We start from the raw sequence: 22,526 nt of genomic DNA on the forward strand, positions 1-22,526 counted from the left end.
TGACCGCACTCGGTGCTGTATTCCGGCCTCAACTGCCCCCAGAACGCCTACGGACCATGGTCCGCGTCGCGGAAGACGCCGGGCTGGAGGAACTCTGGTTGTGGGAGGACTGTTTCCTGGAAGGAGGGATCTCGGCGGCGGCAGCAGCGCTCGCCTGGACGGAACGCCTGCGGGTGGGAGTGGGGTTGCTGCCCGTGCCCCTGCGGAACGTCGCCGTGACCGCGATGGAGGCCGCCACCCTGCACCGCCTCTTCCCGGGCCGAGTCATCGTGGGCGTCGGCCACGGCGTACAGGACTGGATGGGACAGGTCGGGGCGAGGGCCGAGTCGCCTGTGACGCTTCTGCGCGAGCACCTCGTGGCGTTGCGCGCGCTGCTGCGGGGCGAGCGCGTCACCACGAACGGCCGGTACGTGAAGCTCGACGACGTCGCCCTCGACTGGCCCCCGGAGGCGGCGGTGGAGATCCTCGCGGGAGCCACCGGCCCGCGTTCGCTCCGGCTCTCCGGAGAGGCCGCGGACGGCACCATCCTCACCGCGAGCACATCACTCGAGGGCGTACGAAAGGCGCGCCGACTCATCGAAGAGGGGCGGAAAGTGGCCTCTCGTACTGACGATCCCCACCGGGTCGTCGTCTACCTCCTCACCGCCACCGGTCCGGACGCAGCCGCCCGTCTCCGGGCCGAGCTCGAGACCGAAGACCTTGCGTCGGTCCCCGCCCTCGGAGTCGCCGGGAACGCCGAGACGGTCGCCAAGGCCGTCGAACGCCTCGCGGAAGCCGGCGCCGACAGCGTGATCCTCCAGCCGACCGCCGACGAACCGGACCCCGAGGGCTTCATCCGCTTCGCGGCCGAGGACGTACGCCCCCTCGTCCCGTAAGCCCCAGCCCAGCCTGGCTCCAGCCCCGTCGTCGCTCATGCCGACTGTCAGTACCCGGTGCCAGACTCCGTCGCCATGAGCGACGACGCGCAGGCACACGCAGACGCAGACGCACACGCACATCTGAGAGCTGTGGAAGAAGCCGACCTTGACGTGTTCCGCGAGTAGGAACACGACACCGAGGCGACCCGGCGATACTCCCCGACGTCCGGGTCGTCCGGGATGCCTAGGACCCGCCTCGCGGGCGATCCCCCGTCGCCCCGTCGATCAACTCCCGCACGATGTCCATGTGTCCCGCATGCCGAGCCGTCTCCTCGATCATGTGGATCAGGACCCAGCGCAACGATGCCCCGCCCTCGCGCCACGCGGGCTTGCCGAGGGTGTCCAGCGGCAGCTCGGTGATCACGAGATCGGCCGCTGCTCGCGCACGTCCGTAGAAGTCCACGATCCGGGCTGTCGTCTCACCGGGGCCGACAGTCATGTCCTCCTCCGTGTACGGGTCGAACCAGAGCGGCTCCACCTCACGGCCGAACGTCGAGCAGAACCAGCCGTATTCGATCGAGCCGAGGTGCTTCACCAGCCCCAATAGGCTCGTGCCGGACGGCGTCATGGGCCGGCGCAGCTGCTCGTCGTCCAGCCCCTCCAGCTTCCCGAGCACGGCGTCCCGCTGGCGGTCGAGGCTCGCGTGCAGGCTCTCCTTCTCGTCGCCGGCGTACGGCATCCCAGATCCCGGAGCAGTCATACCGCGAACGTAACAGCGGCGACCGACAACGCCCACGAACAACGACGACCACGGACAGCGCCCACCGACAACGCCCACCGACAACGCCCACCGACAACGCCCGAAGAGCCACGCCCCCGGACAAACCAGTCGCGGTACCAAAACCCCACCTGCCACCATCACCGGATGAGCCGGATCACCCGTACCTCCAAGGAATTCGAAGAACTCGTCTCAGAAGCCGAAGCCGCCCCCACCGAAGGGTGGGACTTCTCGTGGTTCGAGGGGCGAGCCACCGAGGCGCGGCCCTCCTGGGGGTACGCACGGGCCATGGGGGAGCGCCTGGCCAAGGTGGAGGCCGCTCTCGACATCCAGACGGGCGGCGGCGAAGTCCTCGCGTCGGCAAGGGAGTTGCCGAGGCTCACCGTCGCCACCGAGGGCTGGCCCCCGAACGTCGCCAAGGCCACCGCCCTCCTGCACCCGCGCGGCGCGGTGGTCGTCGCCTCGCCGGAGGATGCCCCGCTGCCGTTCGGTGACGCGGCGTTCGATCTCGTCACGAGCCGGCACCCGGTGCGGGCGCACTGGACGGAGATCGTCCGCGTCCTCAGGCCGGGTGGGACGTACTTCGCCCAGCACGTGGGCCCCGACAGCGCCTACGAGATCGTCGAGTTCTTCCTCGGATCGCAGCCCGACGCCCAGCGCAACGCCCGCCACCCCGACCGCGAGCGCGCCGGGGCCGAGGCCGCCGGGCTCGAGATCGTGGACGTGCGTGCGGAGCGGCTGCGGATGGAGTTCCACGACGTCGGAGCTGTCGTGCACTTCCTGCGAAAGGTGGTGTGGATGGTCCCCGGCTTCACCGCCGGCCAGTACCTGCCCCAACTCCGCGCCCTGTACGAGCGGATCGAGGCGGAGGGCCCTTTCGTGGCGCACAGCACCCGCCACCTCATCGAAGCACGCAAGCCGTAGGCCCGTAAGCCATGGGCCCGTAAGCCATGGGCCCGTAAGCCATGGGCCCGTAAGCCATGGGCCCGTAAGCCATGGGCCCGTAAGCCATGGGCACGCAAGCCGTAGGCGAACCGGGCGAGCCCCCCGCACGCTCAGGCTTCGTCCCGCAACCCCAACCGCAGGTGCTCCACATGGCGCAGCGCCTCCTCCAGCAGCTCCGCGACGTGGTGGTCGTACAGCGCGTACACGATCGACCGTCCGCGTCGCTCACCCGTGACGAGCCCGAGGTTCCGCAGCAGCCGCAGCTGGTGTGAGCACGCCGACTGCTCCAGGCCCGCCGCCTCCGCCAGCTCGCCGACCGCGCACGGCCCCTCGCGCAGGCGCGCCAGGATGCGCAGCCGGGAAGGCGTGGCGAGGGCCTGGAGCGTCGCGGCGACGTCCGCGGCGCCGACGGCGTCCAGACGTTCGCGGGTGGTGCTCTTCTCGTCGACTCCATGGCCCATGCCGTCATCGTATCGATCCGGACGCGCCAACAGTCGGCATGAATGAAGAGGTGTTCATGTATTCCTGTACGGTGGCCGCATGGCCGTCCTCACCTCCGCACGCCCAGACACCAAGTCCCCCACCCGCGCCAAGCCGAGCCGCACCCGCTTCCTCGCCCTCCCCGAAGCCCGCTGGGCCGCCGCCTCCACGGTGGCCTTCCTGCTCGCGCTGCCGCTCCAGCTGTTCGACGCGAGCGCCTGGCTGTGGGGCCCGCTGTACGCGGCCGCTTACGTCACCGGCGGCTGGGAGCCCGCCCTCGAAGGGCTCAGGACGCTGCGCGAGAAGACACTCGACGTCGACCTGCTGATGATCGTCGCGGCGCTCGGCGCGGCCGCGATCGGCCAGGTCATGGACGGTGCGCTGCTGATTGTCATCTTCGCCACCTCGGGCGCCGTGGAGGCCCTGGCCACCGCCCGCACCGAGGACAGCGTCCGCGGCCTCCTCGACCTGGCGCCCCAGACGGCCACGCGCCTGGGTCCCGGCAGCGGTACGGAGGAGACGGTCGCCGTCGACCGACTCGCCATCGGGGACGTGGTGCTGGTACGCCCCGGCGAACGCGTCGGCGCCGACGGCCGCGTCCTCGACGGCGCGAGCGAGATCGGCCAGGCGACCATCACCGGCGAACCCCTGCCCGTACCGAAGGCGGAGGGCGACGAGGTCTTCGCCGGCACCCTGAACGGCGCCGGCGCCCTTCGCGTCCGCGTCGAGCGCGACCCCTCCGACACGGTCATCGCCCGCGTCGTCGCGCTCGTCGAGGAGGCGTCCCGCACCAAGGCGCCGACTCAGCTCTTCGTCGAGCGCATCGAGAACCGCTACGCGCTCGGCATGGTGGCCGCGACCGTCCTCGTCTTCGTCGTCCCGCTCGCCGTCGGCGCCGACCTGACCAGCGCACTGCTGCGTGCCATGACCTTCATGATCGTCGCGTCCCCGTGCGCGGTGGTCCTGGCGACGATGCCGCCCCTCCTCTCCGCGATCGCCAACGCGGGCCGCCATGGCGTCCTCACCAAGTCCGCCGTCGTCATGGAGCGGCTCGGCCAGGCCGACACCATCGCGTACGACAAGACCGGCACCCTGACGGAGGGCGATCCCCATCTCACCAAGGTGATCCCGGAGCACCCCTTCTCCGAGGACGAGTTGCTCGCCCTCGCCGCCTCAGCCGAGCATCGCAGCGAGCATCCGATCGGCCGCGCGATCGTGGCGGCAGCACAAGACCTCCCGCATCTCATGCATCTCCAGTACCTCCCGTACCTCCCGCATCTCCCGCGCCAGGAGGCCTACGACTTCCAGTCCGCCCCGGGCCGCGGAGTGACCGCAGTGGTGGGCGGGCGTGAGGTGGAGGTCGGCTCACCCGAGCGCCTCGGCGAGCGGACGGCGCCCGACGCCGAGGGCACCGCGGTCGTCGTCCGCGTGGACGGCGAGCGGGCCGGCTGGCTGCTCCTCGCCGACCGGCTCCGCCCGGGCGCCCCCGCCGCCGTCACGGCTCTGAACCGCCTCACCACCGCCCCGCCCGCCCTCCTCACCGGCGACAACCACCGCGCCGCCCACGCCGTGGCCGAACGGACCGGCATCCCGCCCGAGGGCGTGCACGCGGACCTGCTCCCGCATGAAAAGGCCGACATGGTAAAGGAGTTGGGCGGCAACGTTCTCTTCATCGGTGACGGCGTGAACGACGCGCCCGCCCTGGCCGCCGCCCACACCGGCGTCGCGATGGGCCGCGGGGGCTCGGACCTCGCCCTGGAGACCGCCGACGCGGTGCTCGTCGCCGACGACCTCACGGCCGTCCCCAAGGCCGTCGCCCTCTCCCGACGTGCCCGCCGCCTGGTCATCCAGAACCTGTGCGTCGCGGGCGCGTTCATCACCGCCCTGGTGATCTGGGATCTGGCCGGTCACCTGCCTCTGCCTCTCGGCGTCGCCGGCCACGAGGGCTCCACGATCCTGGTCGGCCTCAACGGCCTGCGCCTGCTGCGGGAGAGCGCTTGGCGGGAATGAGCCCATGGCCGACCGGAGTTGTCGTTCACCGCGCCGCGCGAGACTCGTCCCATGTGATCCTCGATGTCATGGCAGCGACGACGTCAGGCCGAAAGAGGTCGGATTCGGATTCCGTCCGCTGCCCCGGTTTGGGAGGAGTTGGCCATGTCGAAGGGCAAGGGTCCCTACAGCTGTGGTCTGGACGCCGCCGTGGACGTCGTGGGCGGCAAGTGGAAGCCGATGGTCCTGTGGGCGCTGCACGAGGGCGGGACGCTGCGCTTCGGGGAGCTGCGCCGGCATGTCTCGGGGGTCAGCGAGAAGGTGCTGAGCCAGCAGCTGCGCGAGCTGGAGGCGGACGGTGTGGTGCACCGCGAGGTGTACGGGGAGGTGCCGCCCCGGGTCGAGTACTCGCTGACCGAGCTGGGCAAGGCGTTGAACACCGCCCTGCTCCCACTGGGCGAATGGGGCGATCGACACATGAGGGAAATTATCCGCCGTAAACACCCAGAGTTGAGCAAAGAGCCATCGATCGCCGCGGTCCAGTCCGGATGAGGACCTGGAAAATCCCGGGAAACCTCACAGAGTTCCCACATCGTTATGCCGAATGGCTCGATGCACTCCTCCGTCTCGCGTAAGTTCAGACCAAGGTAATTCGCGTGAGCAAAGCCGCGCGTGACGGTACCGCGCAGCGGAGGGGGCTGCGCGGTGCCCCTGCCACCAGCACCACTGGACCCGGTGTCCTGTCACCGGCACCACCACCGGACCCGGTGCCCCGCCACTGGCACCAGCACCGGACCGCCCGCGGAAGCCGGTACGGCACCCCGAAGGCCCGCACGTCGCCTCAGGCGTTCCGCCTCAGATGTCCCGCACCGAGACCAGCGCCCCGCGCCGCAGCCCCCACCGCTCCATCGCCCCGGCCTCCGCCTCCAGCACGTGCCGGGCCCGGAACCTGGGCAGCCCGATCCGTCCCGGGCGCATGGTCCGGACCGCCAGGACCCGCAGCTTCCGGTCCAGGTAGGCGACGTCGACCGGAAATCGCATCCCCAGCGTGTGCACCGCGCTCGCCGGTGTCAGCAGCAGCGCTCCCTCGATCCCGTCCCGCCCGAGCAGCCCGCGCCGCCGTGCCCGGCCGGACTCGGCGAGCTCAAGTGGTACGGGGTCCGGTGCGTGTGGGGTCATGAGCGTGGCCATGGCTGCGAAGTTAGCGCCGGCGTCAAGTGGACGTCGGTGTCCGCGTCACCCTTGGGGCGTACGTCCGAGGCATGTGGCCGAATGTCCCAAAACAATCCCCGAACCCCCTGGATCCCTCCGGATATCTCTCGATTCCCTTGGAATCCGCTGTTATTCGGCCATGATCCGACCCTGAATGAACGGTTCCGCACCCACTCAGGCGTTGTCGGGCGATTTCGGAGAGTAGTTGTGGCACGCCGATGTACGCGTCATCCCTCACGAAGGGTTATGGTGGAAACCCCCCCTCGGGCCGGTCCGTCTCCCCCCCACGGACCGGCCCGTTTTTTTGTGCGCTGCCACGCGCCTGGCGTACGCCCCCGCCGCAACCTCGCCTCCGTGCGGCTCGCTGCCGCTCGAGGTGCGGCTCCCGCAACTCGGTCCCGACGCTCCCGAGGATCGGCCCCACCCAGTGGCGACCGGCGAGCGCTCGGCGAGCGGGAGCCCTTGTACCCCAAGGGGAAATGGCCCTCGCACAGCGGTAGGGTGTCGCCCTCGGGGACTGCCGTCTGCACGGAGGGGCTGACAAACACGTGAACCTGCGCGACAACCTGCGCCGCTTGCTGGTCAGGTTCTATGCACGCAGGGTGGAAGGCCACCTTGACCACGACCAGGTGCCCAAGCACATCGGGGTCATCATGGACGGCAATCGGCGCTGGGCGAAGGCAGCGGGCAGCACCGCCGCTCAGGGGCACCGGGCCGGAGCTGACAAGATCGAGGAGTTCCTCGGCTGGTGCTCCGAGACCGACGTCGAGGTCGTGACCCTCTGGCTGCTGTCGACGGACAACTTCGACCGCCCCAAGGAAGAGCTCGTACCGCTGCTCGGCATCATCGAGAACGTCGTACGCTCCCTCGCCGCCGACGGTCGCTGGCGCGTGCACCACGTGGGCACGCCCGACATCCTGCCCTCGCCGATGCAGACCGTCCTGAAGGAGGCCGAGGAGACCACCGCGCACGTGGACGGGATAGTCGTGAACGTCGCCATCGGCTACGGCGGCCGCCAGGAGATCGCCGACGCCGTGCGCTCGATGATCCTCGACCACGCCGACAAGGGCACCTCGATGGAGGAGCTCGCCGAGAACGTCGACATCGACATGATCGGCAAGCACCTCTACACCAGCGACCAGCCCGACCCCGACCTCGTGATCCGTACGAGTGGCGAGCAGCGGCTGTCCGGATTCATGCTCTGGCAGACGGCCCACTCCGAGTACTACTTCTGCGAGGTCTTCTGGCCGGCCTTCCGCAAGGTCGACTTCCTGCGCGCCCTGCGTGACTACGCGGCGCGACACCGGCGTTACGGAGGCTGAACCTCCGGATGTGTTCCCGCCCACAGGGAGCACCCTCAGGGACGTACGTCATCAGGAGTTAACGAGCGCGCCGTTATATGTCCTGGCATGGCCGCGCTCGTTCGAGGGCATAAGCCATGCAGGTCGACGCCCGAACCACGGGTGTCGTATCTCAGCGGACGGCACGGGGCCGTCCGCCCGGGAGGCCCTTTGCACCAGCCCGACCGTGCGGTCAGTACGGACGAAGCGGAGGGCCGGTTTTCGGCCCGTGCATCGGTGCCCGAGACCGGTCCAGTTCTCCTCCGTCGCTCCCCGACCTCATCCGAGGGGGTACGTCCTTCCGTGGTGACCAGCACAAAGCGCCGTATGCCAGACCGGCGCACCTATGTTCTCGACACCAGCGTCCTGCTGGCCGACCCGCACGCCATGAGCCGCTTCGACGAGCATGAAGTTGTGCTTCCGATCGTGGTGGTCACGGAATTGGAGGCCAAGCGGCACCATCCCGAACTCGGTTACTTCGCCCGGCAGGCCCTGCGCCTGCTCGACGACTACCGGGTGAAGTACGGCCGTCTCGATGCCCCCATCCCCACCGGGGAGATGGGCGGGACCGTACGTGTCGAGCTCAATCACTCGGACCCCAGCGTGCTGCCCAGCGGCTACCGCCTGGGGGACAACGACTCCCGCATCCTCGCGGTCGCCCGCAATCTGCAGGCCGAGGGATTCGACGTCACGGTCGTGTCCAAGGACCTGCCGCTCAGGATCAAGGCCTCGTCCGTCGGCCTCCTCGCCGAGGAGTACCGCGCGGAGCTCGCCATCACGGGCTCGTCCGGCTGGACCGGAATGTCCGAACTGACCCTGGCCGGCGAGCAGGTGGACCTCCTCTTCGAGGAGGAGAGCCTGTACGTCCCCGAGGCCTCCGAGTACCCGGTGCACACGGGCCTGATGATCCACTCCGAGCGCGGCAAGGCTCTGGGACGCGTGACGTCCGAGGGCAACGTCCGGCTCGTACGGGGCGATCGGGAGGCCTTCGGCATCAAGGGGCGCAGCGCGGAGCAGCGCATCGCGCTGGATCTGCTGCTCGACCCGGACGTCGGGATCGTGTCGATGGGCGGCCGGGCCGGCACCGGAAAGTCCGCGCTCGCGCTGTGCGCGGGCCTGGAGGCCGTGCTGGAGCGACGCCAGCACAAGAAGGTGATGGTCTTCCGGCCGCTGTACGCGGTGGGCGGGCAGGAGCTCGGCTATCTGCCCGGCTCCGAGTCCGAGAAGATGGGCCCCTGGGCGCAGGCGGTTTTCGACACGCTCTCCGCGGTCACCAGCCGCGAGGTCATCGAAGAGGTCACCGCGCGCGGCATGCTGGAGGTCCTGCCGCTCACGCACATCCGCGGCCGCTCGCTCCACGACGCGTTCGTGATCGTGGACGAGGCCCAATCCCTGGAGCGGAACGTCCTGTTGACCGTTCTGTCCCGAATCGGCGCGAATTCACGGGTCATTCTGACTCATGACGTGGCACAGAGGGACAATCTGCGCGTCGGGCGGTACGACGGTGTCGTGGCCGTCGTGGAGAAGCTGAAGGGTCATCCGCTCTTCGCGCACGTCACGCTCACCAGGTCCGAGCGGTCCCAGATTGCGGCGCTTGTGACCGAAATGCTGGAGGACGGGCATATCTGATCCCACCCGCCCCACCTGGTCCTGATTGGTCAAAAGGTGGTGGCTACACGGTAGTTGACGCCGTCCGGCAAAGGCGAAGAGCCTAGCCGGGCGGCGTCTTGGTGTGTGCTCGTTTCCGGGAAACGCGTGAGGCAAACGAGGTGTGAGCTTTCACACTCAACACAGAATTGCCTCCCGGCGCCGGGGTGCGGCAGAGTCTCAGTCCTGTCAGGCCCCGCATACGACACACCTGTACCCCCAGCGGTACGGCACAGCAGAAGCATCAGAACTCCATAACGCCGTCGTATGCCGCCCGAGCACCATGTGGCGCTCCCGTTACGGGAGTTGCCCACCGGGCCCGCGCCTCCCGTGACCCCGCAGTTGGGAGGCCAGAGTCAAGGGCACGATTGCGTCCGCGAGGGTCACCTGTAGCGGGCGATGCTGGAAGGAAACCGTGTGAGCCGGATTTCGGTCCGGGGATTCGCAGTGGCTTCGGCCACCGCGGTCACCGCTGTCGGCGCTGTCACCGGTGTTGCCTCGGGCAACACCGCACCCGCGGACGACTCCGACACAACGGCGAGCGACGCGACGCTGCTCGCGGACATACCTGCGGGCCAGCAGGCTCAGGTGCAGACCGCTTCCCTGACGCAGCAGGCGGACTCGCAGGCCATCGCCGCGGACTCGACCGCTCGGAAGGACGCCGAGGAGGCCGCGCGCAAGCAGGCAGCCAAGGACGCGATCGCCAAGCAGAAGGCCGCGGAGAAGGCTGAGCAGGAGGCGAAGGAACGCAAGGAGGCCCAGGAGGCCGCCAGCCGTTCCGCCAAACGCGACCCGTCCAGCTTCCCGGCGCAGGGTTCGTACACCGTCGCGCAGATCCAGGACATGGCCCGCCAGATCGTCCCGGCGGACCAGTTCGAGTGCTTCAGCACCATCGTGGATCACGAGTCGGACTGGAACTACCGGGCGGACAACCCCACCTCCGACGCCTACGGCCTGATGCAGGCGCTGCCGGGTTCCAAGATGTCCTCCGCCGGCGCCGACTGGGCGACAAACCCGGCCACCCAGATCAAGTGGGGCCTCAGCTACATGAACGACCGCTACGGCAGCCCGTGCGGCGCATGGGATTTCTGGCAGGCCAACAACTACTACTGAGTCGGCCCGCCGCTCAACTTCCCGAAGCCCCTCACCGTCCTACGGTGAGGGGCTTCGGCCATGTACGGTCGACCCCGAAGACTCCAGGGGGGAGTGGTGGGGAGCAACGGGGAAAAGGGACGGATCATGTCGCGAGTGCCAAGGTGGCTCGGTCGGCTCGGCGCCCGACTCACCGAGATGGGTGAGCGGTTGGACGCGCGCCGCCTCGAGGCCGAGAGGGCTGAGGGCGTCGACGGCGGCAAGGACGACGCGGACGTCCGGGGGCCGTCTTCCGAGCCGGTGCCGCCCTCGTCCTCGCCCTCCTCGTCGTCGTCCCCGCCTTCGCCTTCGGGCGCCCCCGTCGTGACCGTCATCCGTCCCGATCCCGCCGCGGCCGTCCCGTGGGGTGTCCGGGTCGCCGCAGAGGCCGGGTGGCGGTTGCTCGTACTCGCGGGCACCGTCTGGGTGTTGATGCGCGTCATCAGCGCCGTACAGCTCGTCGTCCTCGCCTTCGTCGCCGCGCTGCTCATCACCGCGCTGCTCCAGCCGACCGTGGCGCGGCTGCGGCGGTACGGGATGCCGCGCGGGCTCGCCACCGCGCTCACCGCGATCCTCGGCTTCGTGATCATGGGGCTGGTCGGCTGGTTCGTGGTCTGGCAGGTCATGGAGAACATCGACGACCTCTCCGACCAAGTCCAGGACGGTATCGACGAGTTGCAGCGCTGGCTGCTCGACAGTCCGTTCCATGTGACCGAGGACCAGATCAGGGACATCTCCAAGAGTCTCCGCGAGGCTGTCGGGGCGAACACGGAAGAGATCACGTCCGCGGGCCTCGAAGGCGTCACCGTCATCGTCGAGGCGCTGACCGGCATTCTCCTCACGATGTTCTCCACGCTCTTCCTTCTCTATGACGGCAAGCGCATCTGGGAGTGGACGCTCAAGCTCGTGCCGGCGGCTGCCCGGCCGGGGGTCGCGGGGGCGGGGCCGCGCGCGTGGCGCACTCTCACCGCCTATGTGCGAGGCACGGTGGTAGTGGCTCTCATCGACGCCATCTTCATCGGCCTCGGCATCTTCTTCCTCGACGTGCCGTTGGCGGTCCCGCTCGCCGTGTTCATCTTCCTGGGCGCGTTCGTCCCGCTGGTCGGTGCAGTGGTGTCGGGGGCGTTGGCGGTGGTGGTCGCGCTGGTGACGCAGGGGGTGTTCACGGCGGTCATGACGCTGGCGGTCGTGCTGGCCGTTCAGCAGATCGAGGGCCACATCCTTCAGCCGTTCATCCTGGGGCGTGCGGTACGGGTCCATCCGCTGGCGGTCGTTCTGTCGGTCGCCGGGGGTGGACTGATCGCGGGGATCGGCGGCGCGGTGGTCGCGGTCCCGCTCGTCGCGGTCACCAACACGGTGGTCGGCTACCTGCGTTCGTACACCCGGGAATCGGACCTCCGTCAGTCTCCGGCGCCGCACGGGGCGACGGTGATGGGCGTGGCTCCGGTGGAGCGGAGACCGCCGGACACACCGCCGTCGGCGTAGGTGTGTAGGTGCTCGATGAGCTGAGGCCTCCCGCAGTAGCGGAACCGTGACAATCGGCCCTGGCCTGCGGCTTCGTACCCCCTGAAGTCGGCTATCCACAGTGCGTATACACGCCGTGTATACGCACTGTGTAGAGTCATCCGCATGTCCATCGGTCACACGCTCCTAGGGCTCCTGGAGTCCGGGCCCCGTCACGGTTACGACCTGAAGCGGGCCTTCGACGAGAAGTTCGGTCACGACCGGCCACTGCACTACGGCCAGGTCTATTCGACGATGTCCCGGCTGCTGAAGAACGGCCTCGTGGAGGTCGACGGGATGGAGTCGGGCGGTGGTCCCGAACGGAAGCGGTACGCGATCACCGAGGCGGGCGTCACCGATGTCCGGCGGTGGCTGGCGACGCCGGAGAAGCCGGAGCCGTACCTCCAGTCGACCCTCTACACGAAGGTCGTCCTCGCCCTCCTGACGCACCGGGACGCGTCCGAGATCCTCGACACCCAGCGGTCGGAGCACCTGCGCATGATGCGGATCCTCACCGACCGCAAGCGCAAGGGTGATCTCGCCGACCAACTGATCTGCGACCACGCCCTCTTCCATCTCGAGGCGGACCTGCGGTGGCTGGAACTCACCGCCGCGCGCCTCTCGAAACTCGCCGAGGTAGTGACCCGATGACCCCCGCAGGCTCCCTGCTCGCGGCCTACGACCTGCACAAGGCGTACGGCCCCACCAAGGCCCTCGACGGTGCCGAGTTCTCCATTCACCCGGGCGAGGTCGTCGCCGTGATGGGTCCCTCGGGCTCCGGCAAGTCGACCCTCCTGCACTGCCTCGCCGGCATCGTGCCGCCCGACTCGGGCTCGATCATGTACGACGGCCGCGAGATGGCGACGATGAACGACTCCCAGCGCAGCGCGCTGCGCCGCTCCGAGTTCGGCTTCGTCTTCCAGTTCGGCCAGCTCGTCCCCGAGCTGACCTGCGTCGAGAACGTGGCCCTGCCGCTGCGGCTGAACGGCACGAGCCGCAAGGAGGCCGAGCGCACCGCCCTGTCGTGGATGGAACGCCTGGAGGTCGACGACCTGAAGGCCAAGCGGCCCGGCGAGGTCTCCGGCGGTCAGGGACAGCGCGTCGCCGTCGCCCGCGCGCTGGTCACCAGCCCGCGCATGCTCTTCGCCGACGAACCCACCGGCGCGCTCGACTCGCTCAACGGCGAGCGCGTGATGGAGCTGCTCACGGACGCGGCGCGGTCCGCCAACGCCGCCGTCGTCCTCGTCACGCACGAGGCGCGCGTGGCGGCGTACTCCGACCGCGAGATCGTCGTACGGGACGGCAAGTCACGGGACATGGAGCGCGTCGTATGAGTGCACGCCAGTGGTCCAGGGATCTGGCCATGGGCGCCAAGTTCGCGTTCACCGGGGGCCGCGAGGGCTGGGTGCGCGTCCTGCTCACGGGCATCGGCGTCGGTCTCGGCGTGGCGCTGCTGCTGCTCACCACCGCGATACCGAGCGCGCTGGACGCACGGGAGAGCCGTGAGTACGCCCGGGCGGACCAGATGTACGGCGAGAACGACATGGCCAAGGCCGACAACACCGTGCTCGTCTCGGACACCCTCGACACCGAGTACCGCGAACTGAACGTCCGGGGCCGCGCGTTGCAGCCCGAAGGCAGCCGGCCGCCGCTGCCGCCCGGGGTGACGAAGTTCCCCGCGCAGGGCGAGATGGTCGTCTCCCCGGCACTCGACAAGCTGCTGAAGTCCGGGGACGGCGAACTCCTGCGCGAGCGGCTGCCGTACCGCGTGACGGGCACGATCGGGGACAGCGGCCTCATCGGCCCGGCCGAACTCGCCTACTACGCGGGCGCCGACGGACTCGACGCGCACATCGACTCCGGCAAGGTCAGCCGCATCGACAGCTTCGGATCGCCGGACGATCAGCCGTCCGAACCGATGGACCCCGTTCTGCTGCTGCTCATCCTCACGGTCTTCGTCGTGCTGCTGATGCCGGTCGGTGTCTTCATCGCCGCGGCCGTACGCTTCGGCGGCGAGCGGCGCGACCGCAGGCTCGCGGCGCTGCGGCTGGTCGGCGCCGACAGCCGGATGACGCACCGGATCGCGGCGGGCGAGGCGCTCTCGGGCGCGGTCCTCGGGCTGGCCTTCGGCACCGGGTTCTTCCTGATCGGCCGGCAGATCGCCGGCACCCTCGAGCTCTTCGATGTCAGTGTGTTCCCGAGCAACCTCAACCCGACACCGGTTCTCGCCGTTCTGATCGGCGTCGCCGTCCCGGCGGCCGCGGTCGTGGTGACGCTGCTCGCCCTGCGCGGTGTGGTCATCGAGCCGCTCGGCGTGGTGCGTACGGCCCGGCCCGCGCGGCGCCGACTGTGGTGGCGGCTCCTGCTGCCGCTGGGCGGACTCGCGCTGCTCACCCCGATGATCGGCAGGGGCCGCAGCAACGGGGGCTTCAACGAGTACATGGTGTCCGGCGGTGTGATCCTGCTGCTCATCGGCATCACCGCGCTGCTGCCCTGGGTCGTGGAGGCCGTCGTGGCCCGCCTCAACTCCGGCTCGGTCTCCTGGCAACTGGCGGTCCGCAGGCTCCAGTTGAGCAGTGGCACCGCGGCCCGCATGGTCAACGGCATCGCGGTGGCGGTGGCCGGCGCGATCGCCCTGCAGATGCTGTTCTCCGGGGTCGCCGACGACTACACGAAGGACACCGGCCAGGACCTCTCGCGCGCCCAGATGACGGTCTCCGTGCCGACCACTGTCCCGCTCGCCGAAGCCGACCGGAAGCTCGCCGAAACCCGGGGCGTACGCGACACGACGGCAGTCGGCGACAGCTGGCTGGGCGCGAGCAGGACGGACCCCGAGTCCTCCGCGGGACTGACCGTCGGGAACTGCGCGGCACTGCGCGAGGTGGCGAAGCTGCCGTCCTGCCGCGAGGGTGACGTCTTCGCCGTGCGGAACGCCCAGGACGACACGGAGACCCCCAAGCTCAGCAAGCCCGGCACGGCGGTCTACATCGATCCCTCCTACACCGACTCCACCAAGGGCGCGGAGGCCGCCTGGACCGTGCCGCGCGACATCAAGGATGCCGCGCCGCGCAAGGACCCGACGGGCTGGGCACGCGGGGGCTTCCTGATCACCCCGAGCGCGCTGCCCGACCAGGTGGCCCGGACCGTCGCCGGACAGATCTACCTCACGCTCGACCCGTCGGTGCCGGACGTGCGCGACCGCGTACGCAACACCACGGCGGGCATCGACATGTTCGCGCAACCCATGGTGTTCGTGTCGAGCCAGCAGTCGGAGCGCTTCTCCTCCATCCGCACCGGTCTGTTCGTCGGCGCGGCCTGCGTCCTCGCGCTGATCGGCGCCAGCCTGCTGGTCTCCCAACTGGAGCAGTTGCGTGAGCGCAAGAGGCTCCTGTCGGCGCTCGTCGCCTTCGGTACCCGGCGCCGCACGCTGAGCCTGTCGGTGCTGTGGCAGACCGCGATCCCGATCGCACTCGGCCTGGTCCTCGCCTCGGTCGTGGGGCTCGCCCTGGGCGCGGTCCTGCTGAAGATGACGGCCACTTCGGTGACCGTGGACTGGCTGAGCGTCCTGTCGATGACAGGCATCGGGGCGGCGGTCGTCCTCCTGGTGACGGCCCTCAGCGTGCCGGCCCTGCTGCGGCTGATGCGTCCGGACGGGCTGCGTACGGAATAGGACACCTGGTGTGTCCCCAAGGGAGCCGGGGAGCCGGGGAGCCCCTACTCCTCGGCCTCCCCGGAACGGGGAGGCCGCCCCCGCCGAGGCATGGGGCCGGTCCCGCCCGGCAGGCGGCCGGACTCCGCCAGTGCCCGTCGCAGCAGGAACTCGATCTGGGCGTTGGCCGAGCGCAGCTCGTCCCCGGCCCAGCGGGCCAGTGCGTCGTACACCAGCGGATCCAGCCGCAGCAGCACCTGCTTGCGCTGCTGCTGCGGCCGCCGCTTGGAGGGCGTCCCCTCGGGAGCCCCCTCCGACGGTTCCGAAGACGAGGTCACTGGTAGAGGGACCCCGTGTTGAGGACGGGCTGGGGAGCGCGGTCGCCGCACAGGACCACCATCAGGTTCGACACCATCGCCGCCTTCCGCTCGGAGTCCAGCTCGACGATGTCCCGCTCGGTGATCCGGGCGAGCGCCGCCTCGACCATGCCGACCGCACCGTCCACGATCTGGCGCCGGGCGGCGACGACCGCGCCCGCCTGCTGCCGCTGGAGCATCGCCGAGGCGATCTCGGGTGCGTACGCGAGATGCGTGAAGCGCGACTCTATGATCTGGACGCCCGCGGCCTCCACGCGCGCGTGCAGTTCGACGGCGAGCTTCTCTGTGATCTCCTCCGCGTTGCCGCGCAGCGACAGGCCCTCCTCGTCGTGCGCGTCATAGGGGTACTCGATCGCGATGTGCCGCACCGCCGCCTCCGTCTGCGTGGCGACGAACTCCAGGAAGTCGTCCACCTCGAAGGTCGCCTGCGCGGTGTCCTCCACCCGCCACACCACGACCGCGGCGAGCTCGATCGGGTTGCCGTAGGCGTCGTTGACCTTGAGTACGGCCGTCTCGTGGTTGCGGACCCGCGTCGAGATCTTCGTACGCGAGGTCAGGGGGTTCACCCAGCGCAGCCCGTCCTCGCGGATCGTCCCCCGGTAGCGGCCGAAGAGCTGGACGACGCGGGCCTGGCCGGGCGCCACCATGTTCAGGCCGCACATGGCGACGAAGGCCGCGAGTGCGATCAGGATGCCGAGCACGATGAGCGTGGCCTTGCCGCCGGTGGAGTCCACCGCCGTGGCGGTGACGATCATCGCGACACCCAGCAGCAGTCCGACCAGCCCGAGCAGCAGCGCGAGCCCGCCGCCGATGCTGTGCGCGGCGAACTCCCGCACGCGCGGTGCGGGCATCTCGGGTACGTCGGCGGTGGTCGGTGAGTCGTGCGTTGACATGGGCGAATCCCCCGTTTCGTGGTCCTGCCGCCCGTTGCCCGGGCGCATAGCTTCAGTCTAGCAAAGTGATATCACTTTACCCGTCATGGCAACCTTCCACCCCTCTGAGTGGTCGGTTCCATAGGGACAGGTGCTGATTCTCACGTCCGTAAAAGGCTGGATCGGCGAACCTTTGTCCCCAGCCGCGGTGTTAGTTTGCTGAGCTGACCTGAGCTACGAACCTGTGAGACACACGAGACTGAAGCGGAGCGGCCGGACCCATGGGACGAGCGGAAGAGAGACGGGCGCGGCAGCGCGGTGGCCACCGCGCCGCGCCGAAACGCCCGTCCAAGGCCGGTGCCGAGGGTGGTGCCAAGGGCGGTATACGCCGCTTCTTCACCTGGAAGAAGATCCTGGGTACGTTCTTCGGTCTCTGTCTGCTGGGCATGGCCGCGTTCGTCGTGCTGTACCTGATCATCGACGTCCCCAAGGGCAACGCCGCCGCGAAGCAGCAGAGCAACATCTACAAGTACAGCGACGGCACGGTCCTCGCCCGCACCGGCGAAACCAACCGCGAGATCGTGGAACTCGCCGAGGTCCCCAAGCCCGTCCAGCGGACCTTCGTCGCCGCCGAGAACAAATCCTTCTACAAGGACGCCGGCGTCGACTTGAAGGGCACCGCGCGCGGCCTGCTCAACACCGTGTCCGGCAAGGGCAAGCAGGGTGGCTCGACGATCACCCAGCAGTACGTCAAGAACTACTACCTCACGCAGGACCAGACCGTCACGCGCAAGCTGAAGGAACTGGTCATCTCACTGAAGGTGGACCGCCAGTACTCCAAGGACGACATCCTCGCGGGCTACATCAACACCAGTTACTACGGCCGCAACTCCTGGGGCATCCAAGCCGCAGCACAGGCGTACTACCGCGTCGACGCGAGCAAGCTGACGGTCCAGCAGGGCGCTTACCTCGCCGCGCTGTTGCAGGCGCCGAGTCAGTACGACTGGGCGGTCGCGACCGACACCGGCAAGAAACTGGTCAAGCAGCGCTGGGACTACGTACTGGACAACATGGTCGAGGAGAACTGGCTGGACTCCTCGAAGCGGGCGGGCATGAAGTTCCCCGTGCCGAAGGACCCCCAGGGCGCGCCCGGCCAGGAGGGGCAGACCGGCTATCTGGTGAACGCGGCCAACGCGGCGCTGGAGCGGCAGCTCGTCGCCCAGGGGACCGCCACCGACTTGGAGGACGCTGAGGCGAAGGTCGAGGCGGGCGGCTGGACCGTCACCGTGAACATCGACAAGAAGAAGCAGGCCCAGCTGGAGAAGGCCGTCAAGGCGAGGCTCACCAGCAAGCTGGACAAGAAGAAGCGTGACGTCGACGCGGACGTCCAGGCCGGTGCCGTCTCCGTCGATCCGAAGACGGGCGAAGTCCTCGCGATGTACGGCGGCGTGGACTATTTCAAGCACTTCAGGAACAACGCGACGCGCCGCGACTACCAGCCCGCCTCCACGTTCAAGCCCGTGATCCTCGCCGCCGCGCTGGCGAACGAGTCGGAGACCCAGGACGGCAAGCCGATCACGGCGAACACGATCTACGACGGCACGACCAAGCGCCCCGTCGTGGACAACGGCAAGAAGGTCGGGTTCGCGCCTCCGAACGAGGACAAGCAGAGCTACGGCGACGTCACCGTCCAGACCGCGATGAACAAGTCCATCAACTCCGTCTTCGCGCAGATGGGCGTCGACGTCGGCATGGACCAGGTCATGAAGACCGCGGGCGAGCTGGGCATGGACGTCGAGGGCATGCAGGCCGTGCCCGCGCAGACCCTCGGCACGATGGGTGCCAGCCCGCTGGAGATGGCCGGGATCTACGCGACCCTCGACAACCACGGCAAGAAGGTCACCCCGGCCGTGGTGAAGTCGGCCGAGCACAAGGACCGTGCGGTCAAGTTCCCGGATGCGATCGGCGAGCAGGTCATCCCCGTCGAGGCAGCCGACACGGTGACCTCGGTGCTGACCGGCGTGGTCGACGACGGTACGGCCCAGACGTCCGTACGCGACAATCCGGCGCGTGACGGCCAGCAGGTCGCGGGCAAGACCGGTACGTCCGACTTCAACAGGTCGGCCTGGTTCACCGGCTACACGCCGGACCTGGTCACCTCGGTCGGTCTGTTCGGCGAGGACGACAAGCCCCCGAACGCGCAGGTCCCCCTGACGGGCGCCACGGGCCTCCTTCCGGGCAAGGGCCGTGTCAACGGTGGTGGTTACCCCGCCCAGATATGGGCCGCGTACACCTTCGACGCGATGGGCGACGTCACCAAGTTCGACCTGGACACCGACCAGGGCGCGGCCGTCAAGCCGACGCCCCCGCCCACGCCGACCGCGCCGCCGCCGTCGACCGAGGAGCCTCCGGACGACCCGACGACCAGCCCGCCGCCGTCGACCGACGGGCCCTCGGACGAGCCCTCGGACGATCCGTCGACCGAGGAGCCTCCGGACGACGACCCGACGACGACGCCGCCGGCCTCACCTCCGACCACGTCGCCGCCGCCGATCGAGTTCCCGGAGGACTCGGGCGACAGACCGGATGATCAGTAGCGCTCAGTGACAGAGGCCGTACGACGAGGGCGCCCGGAGCCGCACATGGCTCCGGGCGCCCTCGTCGTACGTACGGTCTCTATCGCCGTACGGTCAGCCTCCGTTGACCTCGTTGGCGATCCGGTCGCCGATCTCCCTGTCGATGTTGCGCCAGTACTGGAGTGCCCGGTCCAGGATCGGACGCGACACCACCGGCCTTCAGGTGGCCGCTGACGTTCGACACGTGGCCTCCCAGCCGGCCGGGGCGCCGAAGCGCCCGTAGTCGGCCGCGGGGACAGCCGTACGAGTTCGGCGCGTACGGCATCGCCGCGTTCGACGGCACGTACCGCATCGGGCCGTCCTCGGCGTACGCGTTCACCGGGGCGTGCGGCCGGTTGGGCGGCAGCCGCGCGTAGTTGGGGCCGATCCGGTACGGGCGGGTGTCCGGGTACGAGAACAGCCCGAGCAGCGTCTCAAGGAGGGTTTTCAGGTCGCTTCGCTCACGCCGGCCAATCGACTCCGCCGGCAGGACGTCAGCAACATTTGGAGGGGCCTGATCTCGGTTCAATTCCGAGCGCGGTCGGGCGGTCACCTCGGTTCAGCCCGAGGCTCCCCCTCGGTTCAGCTCGAACCAGACCACCTTCCCCGTGCTCAGCCGGGTCGCGCCCCACCGCCTGGCCAGTTTGTTCACCAGGTAGAGCCCGCGGCCGCCCTCGTCCGTGGCCCGTGCCTGCCGCAGCCGCGGCAGCTGCGGCACGTCGTCGCCGACCTCGCAGCGCAGCACGTCCGTGCGGAGCAGACGCAGCGAGACGGGCCGTGACGTATAGCGCACGGCGTTCGTCACGACCTCGCTGACGAGCAGCTCCAGGGAGTCCGTCAGGTCCTCCATGTCCCAGCGGGCGAGTGCCTTGCGGGCCAGTCGGCGGGCCTGCCTCGGCGCCGCGTCCTCCGGGTCCAGATGCCAGAGCGCCACGTCGCTCGGCGCGATGCCGTCGAAGCGGGCGGCGAGCAGCGCGATGTCGTCGTCCCGGTCGCCCGGGCCGAGCATGTCGAGCACCTCGTCGCACAGCGCCTCGAGCGGCGGCGGATGGTCCGCGCCGGTCAACTGGGCGGTGGCGGCGAGCCGTTCGCGCAGCTGCTCTATCCCGGTCCACACGTCACGCAGCCGGGACTCGACCAGGCCGTCGGTGTAGAGCAGCAGGGTGGCTCCGGCGGGCGCGTCCAGCTCGACCGCCTCGAAGTCCACGCCGCCCACGCCGATGGGGGCGCCCGGCGGTACGCGCAGCACCTCGGCCCGGCCGCCCAGGTGCAGCAGGACCGGCGGCGGATGGCCCGCGTTGGCGATGGTGATCCGGTGCGCGACCGGGTCGTACACGGCGTACAGGCAGGTGGCCATGCGGTCGGTGCCCAGGCGCTGGGCCTGCTCGTCGAGGTGGTGCAGGACCTCCTGCGGCGGCAGGTCGAGCCCGGCGAGGGTCTGCGCGGTGGTGCGCAGCTGGCCCATGATCGCGGCTGAGGTCATGGAGTGGCCCATGACGTCACCGACGACGAGGGCGACCCGGCTGCCGGGCAGGGGGATCGCGTCGTACCAGTCGCCGCCGACGCGGGCGGTCTCGGCGGCCGGAAGGTACCTACTGGCGAGACGTACGCCCGTGGGGTTCGGCAGGGTCTCGGGCAGCATGGTGCGCTGCAGCTCGTCGGCGATGTACGCCTCGCGGCCGTACAGCACCGCCTTGTCGATGCCGAGCGCGCTGTGCGTGGCGAGTTGGGCCGCGACCAGCAGGTCGTCGGTCTCGAAGGGCGGCCGGTCCGGGCGGCGCAGGAAGAGCGCGGCGCCGATCACGCGCCTGCGGCCGCGCAGCGGGGCCAGGATCGCGCGCTGGCCGCCCGGCACGGTCAGGTCCTCGCCGATCAGCTCGGGCAGCGCGGCACGCGCGGCGGGCGCGTCCGCGAAGACGGGCCGTACGCCGCGCAGCACCTCGGCGAGCGCGCCGCCGGGCCGCACCGTGCACAGCTCGGCGGTGATCCCGAGGTCGGGCTCGGGCTGCAGCGCGGGCAGCAGGAAACCTTCGGTGTCCCGGTCCTCCGGGATCCGGTCCGTGCGCCGCAGCCGCAGTACGACGGGCCCGGTGGGCCGTTCGTCGCCGACCGGCAGCGGGTCGCGCAGATAGACGAGGATCGCGTCCGAGAAGGTCGGCACGGTGGCCCGGCACAGGCCCATCACGATCTCGTCGAGGTCGATGCCGCGGGCGATCCGCCGGGTGGCGGCCCCCACGAAGCGCAGCCGGTCGCCGTCCCGGCGCATGGGCATGGGAGCGCCCGGCACCGGTCCCTGTCCCGTACGCCGCTCCATGCCGCCCTGGACGGCGGCCGCCTCGGTACTCGACTGGGCCGGGATGCTCTCGGGCGCGGGGCGCGGACGGTGCGGACCGGGCTGCGTGGCCGACGGCTGGGAGTGCTCGGGGCCTGATCCGGTGGGTGTGCCGGTCGGGCCGTGACCGCCTGAGGGCGCGGGAATGTCCGGGCTGCCGGCCGGGGTCCCGGACGCGGGCGTGCCGGTGGCGGCACCATGGGCCTCGGTGGGTACGGGCGAGCCCACCGGGTACTGGCCGCCGGGAGCGGGCGTGCCCGTGGCGGGCAACGGCGGAGCATCGCCGGGTCGTCCCTGTGCGGGTAAACCGGGGGAACTCTGCGCCGGCGGCTCCGGGGTACGCAGGACCGCCCCGCGGGGGTCCGCGGGGGCGGTGGGCCGGGCAGCGCTTGGCTGGCGGCGCTCGTGGGAGGTGGGGTGCTCCGTCACGCGTGTCGAATCCATCCGTCCGGTGCTGCGCGCCGTGCGTGCAGTTCGTCCCGCAGAGAACCCGATACCCGGAATGCTTGTCCCAGGAACGGAATCCCCGCGTGGTCAGACAGCCTCTCAGAGGCGAACCCGTCGGGCACCGGCGGGAACAGCCCCTCCGGACGCCTGCGAGCCGTACCGCTGTGGCCCTCGTACCGCTCGCTCACGTCCTGCCGCCCCTCGGTGACATATGGCCAAGCCCAGCGCATGCTCCGGGAGTTGTCGCTCCGCGCCCGCCCGCCGCCCGACCACCACTCCTCAACGACGGTGCTGCGCACCGACCCTGACTGCTCGTTGCGGAGGACGATCCTACGGTTCTACCACGGGGGCG

Annotated in this window: 18 protein-coding genes and 1 pseudogene; 12 read left to right on the forward strand and 7 right to left on the reverse strand. The window is 69.8% G+C overall.

Annotated features, from left to right (window positions below; all coding sequences use genetic code 11):
- Positions 1-875, forward strand: an 875-nt coding sequence (locus ACTWQR_RS35385; protein ID WP_443231321.1) for an LLM class flavin-dependent oxidoreductase, incomplete at its 5' end; no start/stop codon positions are given.
- A 226-nt stretch (positions 876-1,101) separates the two neighbouring features.
- Here ACTWQR_RS35385 and ACTWQR_RS35390 read toward each other — a convergent pair.
- Entirely contained in the window at positions 1,102-1,617 is a 516-nt protein-coding gene (locus tag ACTWQR_RS35390; RefSeq protein ID WP_443231322.1) for a DinB family protein, read from the reverse strand.
- A gap of 165 nt (positions 1,618-1,782) precedes the next feature.
- Here ACTWQR_RS35390 and ACTWQR_RS35395 point away from each other — a divergent pair, with 165 nt between their 5' ends.
- On the forward strand, positions 1,783-2,559 hold the full coding sequence (locus ACTWQR_RS35395) for a methyltransferase domain-containing protein (protein ID WP_443231323.1): 777 nt from the start codon (positions 1,783-1,785) through the stop codon (positions 2,557-2,559).
- Positions 2,560-2,690: 131 nt separating this feature from the next.
- Here ACTWQR_RS35395 and ACTWQR_RS35400 read toward each other — a convergent pair whose 3' ends face one another.
- Positions 2,691-3,041 carry an ArsR/SmtB family transcription factor gene (locus ACTWQR_RS35400; RefSeq protein ID WP_443231324.1) on the reverse strand — a complete coding sequence of 117 codons (351 nt, stop codon included), beginning with the start codon at positions 3,039-3,041 and terminating at the stop codon, positions 2,691-2,693.
- A 79-nt stretch (positions 3,042-3,120) separates the two neighbouring features.
- On the opposite strand from ACTWQR_RS35400, the gene ACTWQR_RS35405 reads away from it, so the two are divergent.
- A complete protein-coding gene (locus tag ACTWQR_RS35405) occupies positions 3,121-5,070 on the forward strand; it encodes a heavy metal translocating P-type ATPase (RefSeq protein WP_443231325.1) in 1,950 nt (649 codons plus the stop codon).
- Positions 5,071-5,214: 144 nt separating this feature from the next.
- Positions 5,215-5,601, forward strand: a complete 387-nt coding sequence (locus ACTWQR_RS35410; RefSeq protein ID WP_443231326.1) for a winged helix-turn-helix transcriptional regulator — start codon at positions 5,215-5,217, stop codon at positions 5,599-5,601.
- Between the two features lie 303 nt (positions 5,602-5,904).
- Here the strand turns inward: ACTWQR_RS35410 and ACTWQR_RS35415 are convergent, their stop codons facing one another.
- Positions 5,905-6,240 (reverse strand): DUF192 domain-containing protein, encoded by a 336-nt coding sequence (locus ACTWQR_RS35415; protein WP_443231327.1) that lies wholly within the window; start codon positions 6,238-6,240, stop codon positions 5,905-5,907.
- 569 nt (positions 6,241-6,809) lie between these two features.
- On the opposite strand from ACTWQR_RS35415, the gene ACTWQR_RS35420 reads away from it, so the two are divergent.
- From ACTWQR_RS35420 to ACTWQR_RS35450, 7 genes are all read left to right on the forward strand, one after another.
- Complete coding sequence (locus tag ACTWQR_RS35420) at positions 6,810-7,583, forward strand: isoprenyl transferase (protein ID WP_443231328.1); 774 nt, start codon at positions 6,810-6,812, stop codon at positions 7,581-7,583.
- A 321-nt stretch (positions 7,584-7,904) separates the two neighbouring features.
- The gene (locus ACTWQR_RS35425) at positions 7,905-9,230 is read left to right on the forward strand and encodes a PhoH family protein (RefSeq protein WP_443231329.1); all 1,326 of its coding nucleotides are present in this window, start codon (positions 7,905-7,907) and stop codon (positions 9,228-9,230) included.
- A gap of 417 nt (positions 9,231-9,647) precedes the next feature.
- Complete coding sequence (locus tag ACTWQR_RS35430) at positions 9,648-10,361, forward strand: transglycosylase SLT domain-containing protein (RefSeq protein ID WP_443231330.1); 714 nt, start codon at positions 9,648-9,650, stop codon at positions 10,359-10,361.
- A gap of 126 nt (positions 10,362-10,487) precedes the next feature.
- Positions 10,488-11,864: an AI-2E family transporter gene (locus tag ACTWQR_RS35435; protein WP_443231331.1), complete on the forward strand. Its 1,377-nt coding sequence runs from the start codon at positions 10,488-10,490 to the stop codon at positions 11,862-11,864.
- A 144-nt stretch (positions 11,865-12,008) separates the two neighbouring features.
- Positions 12,009-12,533: a PadR family transcriptional regulator gene (locus tag ACTWQR_RS35440; RefSeq protein WP_443231332.1), complete on the forward strand. Its 525-nt coding sequence runs from the start codon at positions 12,009-12,011 to the stop codon at positions 12,531-12,533.
- A complete protein-coding gene (locus ACTWQR_RS35445; protein ID WP_443231333.1) occupies positions 12,530-13,216 on the forward strand; it encodes an ABC transporter ATP-binding protein in 687 nt (228 codons plus the stop codon). The genes ACTWQR_RS35440 and ACTWQR_RS35445 overlap by 4 nt, the downstream gene beginning before the upstream one ends.
- Entirely contained in the window at positions 13,213-15,552 is a 2,340-nt protein-coding gene (locus tag ACTWQR_RS35450; protein ID WP_443231334.1) for an ABC transporter permease, read from the forward strand. The genes ACTWQR_RS35445 and ACTWQR_RS35450 overlap by 4 nt, the downstream gene beginning before the upstream one ends.
- Positions 15,553-15,596: 44 nt before the next feature.
- Here ACTWQR_RS35450 and ACTWQR_RS35455 read toward each other — a convergent pair whose 3' ends face one another.
- Both ACTWQR_RS35455 and ACTWQR_RS35460 read right to left on the reverse strand, forming a co-directional pair.
- The gene (locus ACTWQR_RS35455; protein WP_443231335.1) at positions 15,597-15,869 is read right to left on the reverse strand and encodes a hypothetical protein; all 273 of its coding nucleotides are present in this window, start codon (positions 15,867-15,869) and stop codon (positions 15,597-15,599) included.
- Positions 15,866-16,801 carry an SPFH domain-containing protein gene (locus ACTWQR_RS35460; protein ID WP_443231336.1) on the reverse strand — a complete coding sequence of 312 codons (936 nt, stop codon included), beginning with the start codon at positions 16,799-16,801 and terminating at the stop codon, positions 15,866-15,868. The genes ACTWQR_RS35455 and ACTWQR_RS35460 overlap by 4 nt, the downstream gene beginning before the upstream one ends.
- 260 nt (positions 16,802-17,061) lie before the next feature.
- Here ACTWQR_RS35460 and ACTWQR_RS35465 point away from each other — a divergent pair, with 260 nt between their 5' ends.
- Positions 17,062-19,377, forward strand: coding sequence for a transglycosylase domain-containing protein (locus ACTWQR_RS35465; protein ID WP_443231337.1), 2,316 nt, complete (start codon positions 17,062-17,064; stop codon positions 19,375-19,377).
- Positions 19,378-19,470: 93 nt separating this feature from the next.
- Here ACTWQR_RS35465 and ACTWQR_RS35470 read toward each other — a convergent pair.
- Both ACTWQR_RS35470 and ACTWQR_RS35475 read right to left on the reverse strand, forming a co-directional pair.
- Positions 19,471-19,825 (reverse strand): annotated as a pseudogene (locus ACTWQR_RS35470) (catalase); the annotation flags it as partial.
- Positions 19,826-19,954: 129 nt separating this feature from the next.
- Positions 19,955-22,156: a SpoIIE family protein phosphatase gene (locus tag ACTWQR_RS35475; protein WP_443231338.1), complete on the reverse strand. Its 2,202-nt coding sequence runs from the start codon at positions 22,154-22,156 to the stop codon at positions 19,955-19,957.
- Positions 22,157-22,526 lie beyond the last annotated feature (370 nt).

Origin of the sequence: Streptomyces sp. 2A115 (genome assembly GCF_052245575.1) — a bacterium.
In the GTDB taxonomy this organism is placed as follows: domain Bacteria; phylum Actinomycetota; class Actinomycetes; order Streptomycetales; family Streptomycetaceae; genus Streptomyces.

What these genes read in the sequence shown, in the direction of transcription:
- ACTWQR_RS35390 (WP_443231322.1), bottom strand. Translation starts at nt 1,617, where the DNA reads ATGACTGCTCCGGGATCTGGGATGCCGTACGCCGGCGACGAGAAGGAG.
- ACTWQR_RS35395 (WP_443231323.1), top strand. Translation starts at nt 1,783, where the DNA reads ATGAGCCGGATCACCCGTACCTCCAAGGAATTCGAAGAACTCGTCTCA.
- ACTWQR_RS35400 (WP_443231324.1), bottom strand. Translation starts at nt 3,041, where the DNA reads ATGGGCCATGGAGTCGACGAGAAGAGCACCACCCGCGAACGTCTGGAC.
- ACTWQR_RS35405 (WP_443231325.1), top strand. Translation starts at nt 3,121, where the DNA reads ATGGCCGTCCTCACCTCCGCACGCCCAGACACCAAGTCCCCCACCCGC.
- ACTWQR_RS35410 (WP_443231326.1), top strand. Translation starts at nt 5,215, where the DNA reads ATGTCGAAGGGCAAGGGTCCCTACAGCTGTGGTCTGGACGCCGCCGTG.
- ACTWQR_RS35415 (WP_443231327.1), bottom strand. Translation starts at nt 6,240, where the DNA reads ATGGCCACGCTCATGACCCCACACGCACCGGACCCCGTACCACTTGAG.
- ACTWQR_RS35430 (WP_443231330.1), top strand. Translation starts at nt 9,648, where the DNA reads ATGCTGGAAGGAAACCGTGTGAGCCGGATTTCGGTCCGGGGATTCGCA.
- ACTWQR_RS35435 (WP_443231331.1), top strand. Translation starts at nt 10,488, where the DNA reads ATGTCGCGAGTGCCAAGGTGGCTCGGTCGGCTCGGCGCCCGACTCACC.
- ACTWQR_RS35440 (WP_443231332.1), top strand. Translation starts at nt 12,009, where the DNA reads ATGTCCATCGGTCACACGCTCCTAGGGCTCCTGGAGTCCGGGCCCCGT.
- ACTWQR_RS35445 (WP_443231333.1), top strand. Translation starts at nt 12,530, where the DNA reads ATGACCCCCGCAGGCTCCCTGCTCGCGGCCTACGACCTGCACAAGGCG.
- ACTWQR_RS35450 (WP_443231334.1), top strand. Translation starts at nt 13,213, where the DNA reads ATGAGTGCACGCCAGTGGTCCAGGGATCTGGCCATGGGCGCCAAGTTC.
- ACTWQR_RS35460 (WP_443231336.1), bottom strand. Translation starts at nt 16,801, where the DNA reads ATGTCAACGCACGACTCACCGACCACCGCCGACGTACCCGAGATGCCC.
- ACTWQR_RS35465 (WP_443231337.1), top strand. Translation starts at nt 17,062, where the DNA reads ATGGGACGAGCGGAAGAGAGACGGGCGCGGCAGCGCGGTGGCCACCGC.